The sequence below is a fragment of the Solihabitans fulvus genome, from assembly GCF_008386585.1.
In the GTDB taxonomy this organism is placed as follows: Bacteria; Actinomycetota; Actinomycetes; order Mycobacteriales; family Pseudonocardiaceae; genus Solihabitans; species Solihabitans fulvus.
In genome coordinates, this window is sequence record NZ_VUOB01000052.1 from 38,643 (window position 1) to 53,208 (window position 14,566).

General features: G+C 73.3%; 9 protein-coding genes. 2 read left to right on the forward strand and 7 right to left on the reverse strand.

Annotated features, from left to right (window positions below; all coding sequences use genetic code 11):
• Positions 1–36: 36 nt before the first annotated feature.
• Both F0L68_RS42670 and F0L68_RS26540 read right to left on the reverse strand, forming a co-directional pair.
• Positions 37–186: a hypothetical protein gene (locus tag F0L68_RS42670; RefSeq protein WP_188316843.1), complete on the reverse strand. Its 150-nt coding sequence runs from the start codon at positions 184–186 to the stop codon at positions 37–39.
• Positions 187–214: 28 nt separating this feature from the next.
• Entirely contained in the window at positions 215–1,336 is a 1,122-nt protein-coding gene (locus F0L68_RS26540; RefSeq protein ID WP_223199154.1) for a M20 family metallopeptidase, read from the reverse strand.
• A 429-nt stretch (positions 1,337–1,765) separates the two neighbouring features.
• Here F0L68_RS26540 and F0L68_RS26545 point away from each other — a divergent pair, with 429 nt between their 5' ends.
• A complete protein-coding gene (locus F0L68_RS26545) occupies positions 1,766–2,332 on the forward strand; it encodes a hypothetical protein (protein ID WP_149852532.1) in 567 nt (188 codons plus the stop codon).
• A gap of 123 nt (positions 2,333–2,455) precedes the next feature.
• Here the strand turns inward: F0L68_RS26545 and F0L68_RS26550 are convergent, their stop codons facing one another.
• From F0L68_RS26550 to F0L68_RS26565, 4 genes are all read right to left on the reverse strand, one after another.
• On the reverse strand, positions 2,456–5,467 hold the full coding sequence (locus tag F0L68_RS26550) for an AfsR/SARP family transcriptional regulator (RefSeq protein ID WP_188316844.1): 3,012 nt from the start codon (positions 5,465–5,467) through the stop codon (positions 2,456–2,458).
• A gap of 114 nt (positions 5,468–5,581) precedes the next feature.
• Positions 5,582–8,380: an AfsR/SARP family transcriptional regulator gene (locus F0L68_RS26555; RefSeq protein ID WP_149852534.1), complete on the reverse strand. Its 2,799-nt coding sequence runs from the start codon at positions 8,378–8,380 to the stop codon at positions 5,582–5,584.
• A 91-nt stretch (positions 8,381–8,471) separates the two neighbouring features.
• Positions 8,472–9,332 carry a class I SAM-dependent methyltransferase gene (locus tag F0L68_RS26560; RefSeq protein ID WP_149852535.1) on the reverse strand — a complete coding sequence of 287 codons (861 nt, stop codon included), beginning with the start codon at positions 9,330–9,332 and terminating at the stop codon, positions 8,472–8,474.
• A 122-nt stretch (positions 9,333–9,454) separates the two neighbouring features.
• A complete protein-coding gene (locus F0L68_RS26565) occupies positions 9,455–12,238 on the reverse strand; it encodes an AfsR/SARP family transcriptional regulator (RefSeq protein WP_223199155.1) in 2,784 nt (927 codons plus the stop codon).
• A gap of 164 nt (positions 12,239–12,402) precedes the next feature.
• On the opposite strand from F0L68_RS26565, the gene F0L68_RS26570 reads away from it, so the two are divergent.
• Positions 12,403–13,335 (forward strand): LLM class F420-dependent oxidoreductase, encoded by a 933-nt coding sequence (locus F0L68_RS26570; RefSeq protein WP_188316849.1) that lies wholly within the window; start codon positions 12,403–12,405, stop codon positions 13,333–13,335.
• Between the two features lie 52 nt (positions 13,336–13,387).
• Here F0L68_RS26570 and F0L68_RS26575 read toward each other — a convergent pair whose 3' ends face one another.
• Positions 13,388–14,566, reverse strand: coding sequence for a class I SAM-dependent methyltransferase (locus F0L68_RS26575; protein WP_149852538.1), 1,179 nt, complete (start codon positions 14,564–14,566; stop codon positions 13,388–13,390).

A 14,566-nucleotide genomic window follows, 5' to 3' on the forward strand; every position in this document is an offset into this window, starting at 1 on the left:
CCGCTCCCTGATCGAACGCCATCGTGTTAGGAGCTCTTAGGGGAACTGCACGAGCCGCACCCCGGCTGCGGCCGCCCGCCGCATCAGGTCGCGGATCTCCGTCCCGCTGGCGTGCAGCGCGCGTCGGTCGCCGGGATCCTCCGGCACGGTGGTCTGCGCGACGGCCAGTCGCAGCGTTCGAGACATCTGGCCAGCCTAGGCGTGCGCCAACCACTCAGGTCAACGCGCGCAGAAACCCGGTGAGGGCGCGGTGATAGGGCACGATCGTGGTCACGTCGGCGTACTCGTCGGGGCCGTGCTGCCCGTCGCCGCCAATACCGAAGATGACCGCGTCGATTCCGCGCTGGTGGAAAAAGCGCGCGTCGGCGGCACCGTGCTTGCGCAGCAGCTCTCCCGAGTAGCCCTGTTCTCGCGCCGCCCGTTGCAGCGCGAGCACCTCCACGCTGTCGGGCTCGGCGCGGTGCGGCGGGTCGACGTTGGCGACGTGGACCTCGACCCCCGGTTCGCACAGCCCGGCCAGGTGCGCGGCGACCTCCGCCGGGGTCCGGCCGGCGAAGTCCGGATCCGCTGCGGGGTAACGGATGTCCAGCCAGCCGAGCGCGTCGGCGGGCACCTGGTTGTATGCCGTGTTGGACGTCTCGATCCTGGCGACGTTCACCGTGCTGCGCCACGCTTCCTCGGCGGCGACCGGGTAGCGAGCCAGCACGGCGTCGATGCTCCTGATCAGCTTCAGCACGGCGTTGTCGCCGAGCCACTGGTAGGCGCTGTGCGCGGCGCGGCCGGTGGCGAGCAGGCGCGCGACCACGAGGCCCTTGGACTCGGTGACGATCCGCAGCCCGCTGTGCTCGCCGATCACCACGAACTCGGCCGCGACGCCCTGCGCCAGTTGGTGTGCGGTGCCGTTGCGGCCGCCGATCTCCTCGTCGGTGACCAGTTGTAGGCCGATCGGGTAGGGCAGGACGCCGGCCAGCTCGCGGAACACCTGCGCCTGCACGAGCGCCGACACCTTCATGTCCTGCGCGCCGCGCGCGTGCAGCCGGTCGCCGTCGCGGTGCGGCCGGAACAGTTCCGGCGGGGCCGGTACGACGTCGAGGTGGCCGTTGAGGATGACCCGGAAGCGCGGCCGGGTGGGGCCGGGGTAGACCAGCGCGCTCGGCTTGCCGGCGGACTCGAACCGTTCGACGGTGTGGCCGGGGCCGACGAAGTCGAGCACGAGGTCGAGGGCCTTGCGCAGGTCCTCGGGCCGGTCGGCGGTGGACGGCACCGCGAGCAGTTCCGTGGCCACACCGAGGAACGCGTCAAGGTCCATGCCGCCATCCTGCTTCCGTCGGTCCATGCCCGCAGGTCTGGGCCGGCCGGGCCGGGCCAGCCGGGCCGGACGCGGGAGGCAGTCGGGTCCGCCTCCCGCATCCGGCTGTGGCGCAATCGGGGAGCTGGGGGTCTCCCGTCACGCGCCGGTAGGGCACCGAGGTGCCGTGGTCCTGCGCCAATGGCTAAGTAGTGCAGCGCAACGGCTTCGCTGTCCTTGGAACAAGGCAAAACCACCAAGCTGGCGCAATGTCGTGGTGTGTCGGTCACGTAACGTGATCACGAGCACAGATTGAATCTTCAACCTATCAACGATCCTGCGGTCCGTGGTGTTCCCGCCTGGAATCCGTGGTGTTCCCCGCCGAGAAACTGCGTTGAACCGCTCTCGCCGGGCGCTCGTGTGTGGAGTGTTCATCGGTCACCGCAGGGAGCGGGGCCGCACCCCAAGGAGGTAGTCATGACCCGCACTCGCACCGGCGCCCTCGTCCTCGCCGCCACCGCCGCCCTCGGCCTGACCCTGTTGTCCGCCTGCGGCAGCGGTTCCTACGGCGCCGCGCCCGCCAGCACGCCCAGCTCGCAGCAGGCCGCGTCGCAGCCGCAGGAAGCCGGCTCGAAGACCGCGCTTCGCTTGACAGCAAACAACGTTGGCCGACTCGGCCAGGTCGTCACGGACACCACCGGCTTCACCCTGTACCGCTTCGACAAGGACACCGCGAAGCCGTCCGCAAGCAACTGCGACGGCGACTGCGCGAAGGCGTGGCCGCCGGTGCTCGCCGGCTCGGGCGATGTGCAGACGAAGGGCATCGACACGTCGCTGCTGGGCACCGTGACCCGAAAGGACGGCACCGCGCAGGTCACCCTGAACGGCTGGCCGCTGTACCGGTTCGCCAAGGACACCGCCGCGGGCGACGCCAAGGGGCAGGGCGTCGGCGGCACCTGGTTCGCCGCGACGCCGCAGGGCAAGAAGGCGGTCGAGACCGCCGCGAGCCCGAGCCCGAGCGCCGGCACGGGCTACGGATACTGATACCTGCCAACGACTTTTCCCGGTCCTGGTGCACCGGTCGGCGCGCCGGGGCCGGGTTTTGCCTGTCCCCGAGGGAGATTCTCCCTCGGGGCGAGGAAGCCGTTGCGTGGCAAGGGGAACCGGTCAGTTGTCCAGCTCGTCGAGCTCGGCCCTGACCTCGTCGGCCTGCGGGAAGCCGAGTTCGGTGAGGATTTCCAGGGCCAGCTGCCAGTGTTGGCGCGCCTGCGCCGGATCGCGCTCGCGCAGCAGGCGTCCGATGCCCTCGTGCGCGCGGGCCTGCTGGTAGCGGTCCTTCACCTGCTCGGCCAGCGTGAGCGCCGCCCGGTAGCCGCCGAGCGCGCGGTCGGCGTCGCCCGCCGCGCGGTGCGTGTCGGCGAGGTCGTTGCGCATCTCGCCCTCCGCGCCGGGGTCGCCGATCTCGCGGATCAACGCGAGCGCCTCGTCGTGCCGCGCAACGGCTTCCTCGAAGCGCCCCTGGCCCCGGAGCACGTTGCCGAGGTTGGTCAGCGTGGTCGCCTCGCCCCACCTGTCGCCGAGATCCCTGCGCACCGCGAGCGCCCGCTCGACGTGCTCGAACGCCTCGTCGTGCCGGCCGAGCGCCCGGTAGACGTTGCCCAGGTCGTTGAGCACGTGTCCCTCGCCGCGTCGGTGCGCCAGTTCGCGCATCACGGCGAGCGAGCGGATGAGGTCGTCAAGGGCCTGGTCGTAGCGGCCGAGCCGGTAGTGCACGGTGCCGAGGTTCGCCAGCACCACGGCCTCGCCCCTGCGGTCTCCGATCTCCCTGGAAACCTCGTGGGACAACAGGAAATGCTCCAACGCCTCCGCGTAGCGGCCCTGCAACCGGTTGATCAGCGCGAGGTTGTTCAGCGTGCTCGCCTCGCCCTCCCTGTCCCCGAGCTGCCGGTAGAGCACGAGCGCCTCGCGGTAGTTCTGCTCGGCGAGCTCATACCGGCCGACCTGCCAGTGCGCGACCCCGAGATGCTTGAGCGTGTCGGCCTCGGCGTGCGCGTCGCCCAGCGTCCGCGCCGCGGTGAGCGCGAGCCTGCCGCTGCCGATCCACTCCTGGAGGTGGCCCCTGATCAGGAAGAAGTTCCCGGCGACCTGCGGCAGCTGCCAGGTGTGCGCGTGCAGACCGTGGTCGGCCGCGTAGGCGATCGACGCGGTGATGTTGGCGTGTTCGCTGTCCAGCCACCGCATCGCCGCGCCGTACTCGGCGACGTCGGGCGTGTGCGCGGGCGGACAGCGCACGTCGACGGCCGGCGGCGTCGCGCCGGGATTCAGCGGCCGCGTCGCCAGCGAGGCCGCGTGCAGGTAGTAGTCCAACAGCCGGACGACCGCGGTCCGCCGGTCCTGCTCGGAGTCGGCGGCCAGCGCGGTCGCGGCGGCGTGCTGGCGGAGCAGGTCGTGGAACCGGTACCGGCCGGGAGTCGGCTGCTGGAGCAGGTGGATGTCGACCAGCTCCTCGAGCAGCTGGTCCGCGTCGTCCAGGTCGAGGTCGGCGAGCGCGGCGGCCGCGTAGGCGTCGAACTCGGCGCCTGGCGCGAGCCCGAGCAGCCGGAACAGGCGCTGCTGGTCGGGGGAGAGATGCTGGTAGGACAGGGCGAACGTGGCCGCGACGCTGCGGTCGCCGATGGTCAGCTCGGACAGCCTGCGCTGGCCCTCGTGCAGCCGCCCGGTCAGGTGCGCGACGGTCCAGGCCGGCCGGGTGCGCAGCCGGGCCGCCGCGATCCGGATGGCCAGCGGCAGGAATCCGCACAGCTCAACGACCTCGCGGACGGCGGCGGAGTCGCCAGCCCGGTCGGCCCCGGCGATGCGGGCGAACAGCGTGACGGCGTCGGCGACCGGCAGCGGGTCGATGGACAGGATGCGGGCGGCGTCGAGGTCCGACAGCCTGCGTCGGCTGGTGATCAGGGTCAGGCAGGCCGGGTTGCCCGGCAGCAGCGGCCGGACCTGCGTGGCGCTGGCCGCGTTGTCCAGCACCACCAACGCCCTGCGGTCGGCGAGCTGCGCGCGCCACAGCGCGGCGCGCTGGTCGAGCTCGTCGGGGATCTGGTCGCCAGCGACGCCGAGGGCGCGCAGCAGCGTGTCCAGCGCGGCGGCGGGGTCGGTCGCCTCGTGTTCGGTGGTGTGGCCGTGCAGGTCGATGAACAACTGGGCGTCGGGGTAGCGGTCGGTGAGGTGGTGGGCGGCGTGCACGGCGAGCGTGGTCTTGCCGACGCCGGCCATCCCGTCGATCGCCTCGATGACCACGGCCGACGCCGGGCTGTCCTTGGCCGGCAGCGCCGCGAGCAGTCTGGTCATCTCCGGTTCGCGGCCGGTGAAGTCGATGATGTCGCCCGGCAGGTCGTTGCGCGCGGCGGCGCGGGTCGACGGCGGCGGCGGGGCGGCCAGCTCGGCGTCGCCGCGCAGGATCCGCTGGTGCAGCTCGGCCAGCTCGGGCCCAGGGTCGACGCCGAGCTCCTCGACCAGGACGGCGCGGGCGTCCTGGAACGCCTGTAGCGCCTCGGCCTGGCGGCCCGCGCGGAACAGCGCGACCATCAGCTGCCCGCGCAGCCGCTCCCGCAACGGGTTGGCTGAGGTCAGGTCGTGCAGTTCCGGCACCAGCTCGGCGGCCCGGCCCCTGGCGAGGTCGACCTCGACGCGCTCCTCGACGGCGGAGAGGCGTTCCTCGGCCAGCCGGGCTGCCTGCGCCTCGAAGTAGCGGCCGGACGTGCCGGTCAGCGGCGTGCCCCGCCACAGGCTCAGCCCGGTGTGCAGCTCCTTGGACGCCTCGTCGAGCCGGCCGGCGGCCAGGGCGGCGCGGCCGTTGTCCACATGCGCCCGGAAGGCCTCGAGGTCCAGTTCGTCCGGCTCGACCCGCAGCCGGTAGCCGGAGGTGAAGGTGAGACGGAGGCCCGCGTCCGGCTCGACGGCCGACAGCGTGCGCCGCAGCCGGAACACGTAGGTCTGTAGCGCGGCGGTCACGGTGACCGGCGGTTCGTCCGCCCAGACCGCGTCGACCAGCCGATCCACCGACACCACCTGGTTGGCGTGCAGGAGCAGGGTCGACAGCAGCGCGACCTGCTTGGCGCCGGCCAACCTCGCCTGGCCGGCCGAGCCCCAGGCCTCGACCGGACCCAAGATCCGAAACTCCACCACGGCTCCCTGGCGCGCTCGCCTCGGCACCCGACGGTCTGCTGGCCCCCAACACCACCGGCAGGTAGCACTCTATCGACTTCGTGACGGACCCTGGGCATGCAGAAGCCGTGGTCAGCCCGTCTGTTGCCCGATCGAGTCGAGCCGACGCAGTGTCTCGGCCAGCTCGGCGGCCCGGCCCTGGGCGCGGTAGAGCGTCGACGCCTGCCGCCACGCCTCGCTCGCCTCGGCAGGCCGACGCAGCGCGGCGTACGCCTCGCCGAGGCGGGCCAGGGTGTGCGCCTCCTCGTAGGAGTTGCCGAGTTCGCGCAACAGCGCGAGGGCGTGCTCGTACCGCGTGACGGCGTCCGCGTGCCACCCGGTGTGGTGCGCGATGTAGCCGAGGCTGTCCAGCGCGGTCGCCTCGCCTTCCCGGTGCAGGTGCTGCCGGAACATGGCGAGCGCCTGTTCGCACAGCGGCCGAGCCGCGTCGTGCTCGCCGAGGCGGGCGTGCAGCCAGCCCGCCGCATTGCGCGCCATGGCCTCCCACACGGGATTGCCGACCGCGCGGTAGATGCGCAGCGCCTCGACGGCGTGGCCCAACGCCCGGCGCTCGTCGCCCTGCTCCGCCCACGCCGCGGTGAGGATGCGGTGGGTGTGTGCCTGGTCCTGCACGTCCCCGGTCCGCTCCGCCAGGCTCAGCGCCTGCCCGAGGTGCGCCAACGCCTGGTCGTGCCGCCCGACCCGCGCGCAGGCGTGCCCGAGCAGCCGATGGGCCAGCGCCTGGGTGGCCAGGTCGCCGAGTTCCACCGCGGCGGCCAGGCCGGCCCGCCAGATTTCGAGGTTGTCGGCCAGGTGCCCGCGCCGCTGGCAGAAGGTGTTCATCGCCCACGCGAGCCGCCACACCTGCGCCGGCCTGCCGGCCTCGACGGCGACCCGCTGCGCGGCAAGCAGGCAGGGCCGTTCGGCGTCGAACCAGGCGAGGGCGGCGGTCTCGTCCGCGAGCGTGCGGACCCGGACGGCCGCGGTCGTCAGGTCGGGTTCGATGGCCGGCCGCTGCGGGTACAGCAGCAGGTCGGCCGCGTGCGCGGTGTGCAGGTAGAAGTCGACCAGCCTGGCCAGCGCGGCGCGGCGCTCCACCTCGGGGACGGACCGCGCGACGATCGCCTCGGCGTGCCGGCGCAGCAGGTCGTGGAAGCGATACCGGCCGGGCGTGCGTTCCTGGAGCAGGTGCACGTCGACCAGGTCCTCCAGCAGCCGGTCGGCGGCGCGCGGGTCGAGGTCGGCGAGGGCGGCGACCGCGTGCGCGTCGACGTCCGGCCCGGTGACCAGGCCCAGCAGCCGGAACAGGCGCTGCTGGTCGTCGGAGAGCTGCCGGTAGGACAGGGAGAACGCGACGGTGACGCTGCTGTCCTCTGTGGACAGTTCGGTGCGCCCGGCGCGCAGCCGGTCGGCCAGGTGCGCGACGGACCAGGCCGGCCGGGTGCGCAGCCGGGCCGCGGCGATGCGGACCGCCAGCGGCAGCTGCCCGCACAGCGCCGTGACCTCGCGGGTCGCCTCGGGTTCCCGCGCGGTCCGGTTGCGGCCGGCGACGCTGCCGAACAGGCCGACCGCGTCCGCCTGCGGCAGCACGTCGAGGGAGAGCACGGCTGCGGTCTCCAGGCCGGCCAGCCTGCGCCTGCTGGTGATCAGCGCGAGACAGCCCGGCGCGCCCGGCAGCAGCGGCCGGACCTGCGCGGTGTCGGCCGCGTTGTCGAGCACCACCAGCGCCCTGCGCTCGGCGAGCGAGGCCCGCCACAGCGCGGCCCGCTCGTCGGGGTCGACGGGGATCCGGTCGCCGGGCACGCCGATCGCGCGCAGCAGGAGGTCGAGGGCGGCCGACGGGTCGAGCGCCGCCTGCGCGGTGGTGTGCCCGTGCAGGTCGACGAACAGCTGCGCGTCCGGGTAGTGCTCGGCGAGCCGGTGCGCCGCGTGCACGGCGAGTGCGGTCTTGCCGACGCCCGCCATCCCGTCGATCGCCTCGATGACCACGGCCGCGCCGCCGCGCCGCGCCGGGTCGGCGTCGATGCCGTGTCGCGCCGGGAGGACGGCGAGCAGGCGGCGGAGTTCGTCGGTGCGGCCGGTGAAGTCGGGCACGTCGCGCGGCAGGTCGTTGCGGCAGGCGGTGCGGGGCGCCCGCCGGGCGAGGGTCAGTTCCGGTGCGCCGCGCAGGATCTGTTCGTGCAGCTCCCGCAGGTCGGCGCCCGGCTCGATGCCCAGCTCGGCGCCGAGCAGTTCGCGGCCGTCCCGATACGCCCGCAGCGCCTCGGCCTGCCGCCCGCAGCGGTACAGCGCGAGCATGAGCTGCCCGCGGGGCCGCTCCCGCAGTGGTTGCGCCGCAACGAGTTCGCGCAGCTCCTCGACGAGTTCCGCCGCGCTGCCCAGCGCGAGGTCGACCGCGATCCGCTCCTCAAGCGCGGCGGTGTGCTCCTCGGCGAGCCTGGCCGCGTGCGCTCGCAGCACCCGACCAGACAGCCCGGCGAGCGCGGGTCCGCGCCACAGCGCCAGCGCGGCCCTGAGGTCGGCGGCGGCGTCCGACGGGTGGTCCGCCGACGCGGCGCGGGCCCTGGCGACCAGCTCCCGGAACACCACCACGTCCAGCTCGTCGGGCGCGACCCGCAGCCGGTAGCCGGCGCCGAAGGTGAGCCGCGCCTCGGCGTCCGGCTCGGCGGCGCCGAGCACCCGCCGCAGCCGGGAGACGTAGGTGTGCAGCGCCGAGGTCGCGTTGTTCGGCGGCGCGTCGCCCCAGACGGCGTCCACGAGTTCGTCCGTCGGCACGACGGAGTCGGTGTTGAGCAACAGGGTCGACAGCAGCGCGAGCTGCCTGGCGCCGGCCAGGCGCGCCCTGCCGGCAGTGCCGTGTGCCTCGATCGACCCAAGGATCCGAAACCGCATGGCCGCTCCCCGATCGCGAGGAACCACTGTAGTCAACCTGCCGCGCCGACGCCTGGATCCATTGGGCGGCAACGCTAATGCGTGATACGGCCTAGGTGCGTTCGCCGATCGTGTAGTGCACGTCGGTGTCCCAGGTGAGGCAGCCGTTGGGCCCGCTGATCTCGGCCAGTGCGGTGAACGTGGCGTGCCTCGCCGGCTCGAGCGACTCCTCGGGGATCTGTTCCCACACCAGGCGTTGGCCGTGCGACCAGCCGAACGCCCACCAGTCCTCGGCCGAGGCGAACCTGGTCCGGTGTCGCTCGGTGACCGTGCGGACGGAGCCGAAGCCGGCGTCGCGCAGCGCGGCCTCCCAGGCCGGCACGCCCCGGATCGGCGCGTCCTGGTTGATCGCCTGCGGCAGGAACGCGTCGGGCGGCAGATACGCCACCACAGCCCCGAAAACGGGCTGCCAGCGGGCGTCGGCGTCGGCGCGTCCCAGGGTGCTCAGCGCGAACGACCCGCCCGGCCGCAGCATCCGGTGCGCGCCGGCCACCGCGGCCGCCGGGCTCGGCAGGAACGACATGACGTGGCCGCAGGTGACCGTGTCGAAGCTGCCTTCGGGGAAGTCGGGCCGCTCGGCGTCGCCGAGCCCGAGCCGCACCTGGCTCAACCCGCGCTCGGCGACCTCGGCGCTGGTGCGGTCGAGCATGGTCGGCGAGATGTCGATGCCGACGACCCGGCCGGTCGGGCCGACCGCGTCGGCGGCGGGGAACAGGCACGCGCCCCGGCCGAAACCGAGGTCCAGCACCCGTTGGCCCGGCTTGATCTCGGCGAGTTCGACGAGCCGCGTGCCGTGCGGGGAGAAGAATTCCACGCCGACGCGGTCGTAGGTCGGCGCTGCCCGGTCGAAGAGCTCGGCGACGTGGCGCTTGAGCGTCGCAGTCCGCTGGCCGTCGGGGGGAGGGGCGCTCATGGCTGGATTCTGCCCCGGGGTCCAGGAATCAAACCCGCTTTGTTTCGTTGTTCACGCAGCTACGGCGCTCGCGGACACCCTTCGTTGCCCTAAGAAACCCGTATTGGTCGCTAGCACGGACCTCAAGCTGTGTCGAGATCCTGAGAGCGTTCTCGCAACTCCTGGGTCACCCGCTCGACCTCGGCCGTGCGGTGCTGGGCTCGGTACAGGTCCAGCGCCTGCCGCAGCGCCTGATCGGCCTCCGCGCGCCTGCCGAGCGCGGCGAGCACCTCGGCCAGCCGGGACAGCGTGTCCGCCTCGCCGTAGCTGTTGCCGATCGTGCGCCGCAGCGCGACGGCGTGCCGGTAGTGGCTGAGCGCCTCCTCGTGCCGGCCCGCCCGATGCGCGAGGTACCCGAGGCTGTCCAGGGTCGCGCCCTCCAGGCTCTGCTCGCCCTCCTGCCGGCACAGCGCGAGCGCCTGCTCGCAGTGCCGCAGCGCCTCGTCGTGCCGGCCGAGCCTGCCGTACAGCCAGCCCAACGCGTTGAGCGCCGCCGCCTCCCAGATCGGGTTGCGCAGCAACCGGAACAGCCGCAGCGCCTCGCTGGTGTGCGGCAGCGCCAGCTCGTCCTCGCCCTGCTGCTCCCACGTCCACGCCAGCGTGCCGTGCGCGTGCGCCTGGCCGAGCACGTCGCCGGCCTGCTCGGCCAGCGCAAGCGCTTGCTGGAGCTGGTCGACGGCCTCGGCGTAGTTGCCGGCACGCGCGCAGGCGTGGCCGAGGAACCGGTGCGCCTCGGCGTACCGAGTCGGGTCGCCGAGCTGCCGCATCGCCTCGAGCGCGGCCCGCCGTGCCTCGAGATGGTCCTGGTGGTGGCCGCGTCGGATGTGGAAGTTGTCCGTCGACCACACCAGCCGCGCCACCGCCGGGTGCCAGCCGCGCTGCGCGGCCAGCCGCCGCACCGCCACGAGGCACGGGTACTCGGTGTCGAACCAGGCCAACGCGGCGAGCTGATCCGGCAGCGTCCTCGGCTCCGTGCCGGCGACCGGCTCGCCGAGGTCGATCGGCGGCCGGTTCGGGTCGAGCAGCCGTTCGCCCGAGTGCGCGGTGCGCAGGTAGTAGTCGACCAGCCGCGCCACCGGATCGTCCTGTTCGGCACCCGCCTCGCGGTCGGTGGCCATGGCGTGCCGCCACAACAGGTCGTGGAACCGGTAGCGGCCAGCGGTCGGCTCCTGCACCAGGTTGACGTCGGTCAGCTCGCCGAGCAGCCGGTCGGCGTCCGCGTGGCCGATGCCGCCGAGCGCGGCGGCGGCGTGCGCGTCGAAGTCCGGGCCGGGATGCCGGCCGAGCAGCCGGAACAGGCGTTGCTGGGCCGCGTCGAGATGCTGGTAGGACAACGAGAACGCCGCGGCGACGCTGCGGTCCTCGGTGGCCAGCTCGCCAAGCCGCCTGCCGTCCTCGGCCAGCCTGCGCAGCAGGTGCGCGACCGTCCAGGCCGGCCGGGTGCGCAGCCGGGCCGCCGCGATGCGGATCGCCAACGGCAGGTAGCCGCACAGCCGCAGCACCTCCTCGACGGCCTCGCGCTCGGCGTCCGGGCGCTCGTCCCGCACGACCTGCCGGAACAGCGCGACCGCGTCCGCCAGTGGCAGCACGTCCAGCGACAGCGTCCGCGCCGCGTCGAGGTCGGCGAGCCTGCGGCGGCTGGTCACCAGCACCAGGGACGCGGAGGTGCCGGGCAGCAGCGGCCGCACCTGCGCCGCGTCGGCCGCGTTGTCCAGCACCACCAACACCTTCCGGCCGGCCAGCTCGGCCCGCCACAGCGCCGACCGCTGGTCAACGGCCGCCGGGATCTCCCTGCCGGCGACGCCGAGCGCCCGCAGCAGCGTGTCCAGCGCGTCCGCCGGATCGGTGGCGTCCTGGTCCGGGGTGTGCCCGTGCAGGTCGATGAACAGCTGCGCGTCGGGGTAGCGGCCGACCAGCCGGTGCGCGGTGTGCACGGCGAGCGCGGTCTTGCCGATGCCCGCCATGCCGTCGATCGCCTCGATGACCACCGTGCCGCCACCGTGCCCGGCCGGCAGCGCGGCGAGCAGCCGCCGCAGCTCCTCGTCCCGGCCGGTGAAGTCGATGAGGTCGCCGGGCAGGTCGTTGCGGGTGCCCGGCCGTGCCCTCGGCGCCGGCGCGGCGAGGGCCGGGTCGGCGCGCAGGATCCGTTGGCGCAGCTCGTGCAGCTCGGGGCTCGGGTCGATGCCGAGCTCGTCCGCCAGGGTCCTGCGGACGTCCTCGAACACGGCGAGCGCGTCGTCGCGGCTGCCCGACCGGTGCAGCGCGAGCATCAGCTGGCCGCGTGGCCTGGCGCGCAACGGTTGCGCGACCACGAGATCACGCAGCTCCGGCAGGATCTCGCCGTGCCGGCCGAGGTCGAGTTCGACGGCGATCCGCTCCTCGACGGCGACCAGGTGCTCCTCGGCGAGCCTGGCCGCGTCCGCCGCGAAGTGCGATCCCGGCGCGTCGGCCAGCGGCGCCCCCCGCCACGCCCCGATGGCCGACCGGTACTCCTTGGCGGCCTCGTCCAACCGGTCGGCGGACGCCGCGGTCCTGGCTCGCTGCACGTGCTCGCGGAACACGTCGAGGTCCAGTTCACCCGGTTCGACGTCGAGCCGGTAGCCGGTGGCGAACACGATCCGCCTGCCGGCGCCGTCCTCGACCGAGTCGAGCGCGCGCCGCAGCCGCGACACGCACGCCTGTAACGCGGTGGTCGTGTCGCCGGGCGGCGCGTCGCCCCAGATCGCGTCGATGAGCTGCTCGACCGGCACGACCCGGTTGGCCCGCAACAACAGCGCGACGAGCACGGCGAGCTGCCGCGCCCCGACCACCCGCGCGGAGCCGAGGGAGCCCGACACCTGGACCGGTCCAAGGATCCGAAACTCCACGTCCGCCTCCAGCCGACGACCAGCCGGCACTGTAGCCGGCAATGCCCGGTCGGTCGGGTGTTCTCCGTGGAGGTGCACACCGATGGTGCAACGGCCCGACGGGCCACCGAATCCGGTCGAACAACCGTCAAATGATCACTAGCGTCACGTTGGTGACCAACGATCTGCGGCTTCGCATCTTCACCGATCCCCACCAGGGCGCCACCTACGACGACGTGCTCAGGGCGGCCCGGTGCGCGGAGGCGGCCGGCTACGACGCGTTCTTTCGGTCGGACCACTACCTGCGGATCACGCCAGGAGACGGGCTGCCCGGCCCGACCGATGCGTGGATCACGCTGGCGGGCCTGGCCAGGGACACCGCCACCATCCGGCTCGGCACGCTGGTCACGGCCGCGACCTTCCGCCACCCCGGCCCGCTGGCCATCGCCGTCGCCCAGGTCGACCAGATGTCCGGCGGTCGAGTGGAGTTCGGCCTCGGCACCGGCTGGTTCGAGGCCGAGCACGCCGCGTACGGCATCCCGTTTCCTGACCTGGGGGAGCGGTTCGACCGGTTCGCCGAGCAGCTGGAGATCATCACCGGTTTGTGGCGGACCCCGGTCGGCCAGTCGTATTCCTTCCAGGGCAAGCACTACACGCTGACCGACTCGCCCGCGCTGCCCAAGCCACTCCAGCCAACGGGGCCGCCGGTGCTGGTCGGCGGTGGTGGCCGCAGGCGCACTCCCGCGCTGGCCGCCAGGTTCGCCGACGAGTTCAACCTCCCGTTCGTCGACCAGGACACGGCGTCGGCGCAGTTCGCCAGGGTGGACGAGGCGTGCGCCGCGATCGGCCGCGACCCGTTGGGACTGCCCAAGTCCGTCGCCCTGGTGCTGTGCGTCGGCCGGACCGAGGCGGAGATCGCGCGGCGGGCCGAGGCGATCGGCCGGGATGTCGGCGAGCTTCGTGCCGTCGGCCTCGCCGGCACGCCGAACGAGGTGGTCGATCTCGTGGGCCGCTGGCGGGAGCGCACCGGGATCAGCCGGCTCTACCTGGAGACGCTCGACCTGCACGACCTCGATCACCTCGAGCTGGTCGCCGCCGACATCGTGCCCCAACTCTAGGCACCGGTCGAGGACGTCGGCGAACCGCCGGCGTCCTCGACCCAGCCAGCCCCTACGGCGCGCGGAACGCCGTCATCTCGTCCTCCGTGCGCGGGATCCACGGCGGCGCGCTCTGCTCGGTGTTGACGCCCTTCTCGATCACCGCCATGTTGTGGTGCACGTGGACCGACGTCACCGCCAGGTCGGTCGCGGACGGCTCGGCGTCGCCGTTGCGCACGAACTCCCGGTGGTTGAGCCCGTCCACCAACGACTTGACCAGGTTCATCGACGTGTCCGGCCGGTCCAGCTCGGTGCTGCTGCCGCCCCAGCCCGGCCAGTAGGACGTCTGCGTGTCCTCGATGACGTAGAGGCCGCCGGGCCGCACGTGCGGGAACAGCGCGTGGAACGACGTGATGACGTGCTCGTTGAGGTGGCTGCCGTCGTCGATGATGATGTCGAACGGCCCGAGCGACGCGCCGAGCGAGTCGAGCAGCGCCGCGTCTGACTGGTCGCCGACGATGGTCCGCAGCCGTGGCTCGTCGATGCCGGTCTTCTCGTGGATGTCCATGCCGTACACCAGACCGCGCCGGAAGTAGTGCTTCCACATCCGCAGCGACGCGCCGCCCGCCTGCGGGTCGCCGTAGCCGCCGATGCCGATCTCCAGGATCTTCACCCTGGCGTCCCGGTACGGCGCGAAGTAGCGCTCGTAGTTCGGCGTGTACCAGTGGCTGCCCCATTTGTCGGACTGGAACCGCACCGCGAGTTCGGTCAGGTCGGCGGGCCGCCCGGACACGGCGCCGACGAGCTGGTTGGCCGCGAGGACCCCGAGCGACACCCGCCGGTTCGCCGCGTCCGCCTCGGCCGCGCCGGGGCCAGGCACGTGCTCGACTACGAGTTCCCGGCTCGCGTCGTGCCGGCCGGCCGGTCCGAACACGGCCCGCAGCAGCTCCACCAGGTTCTGCCGGATCAGCACCGGCGCTTCGGCGTCCCCACCGACCGCGACCTCGGCCTTTCCCGCGCCCAGCGTGATGGCGAAGCCGAGCCGCCGGTCCGCGAACCCGAGGTCCAGCGCGACGGTGACCGGGTCGGGTGGCTCGGGGCGCAGCCTGGCTCTTGCCGCGATCTCGCGAAGGACCGCGACGGCGACGCGTTCCGGGTCGAGTCCGGCGATCGCGGCGGAGGCCTCCGCGTCGGACCGCTCGGCGATGTCGAGCAGGTCGGCGACCAGAACGTCATCCCCGGCCAGGGTCAT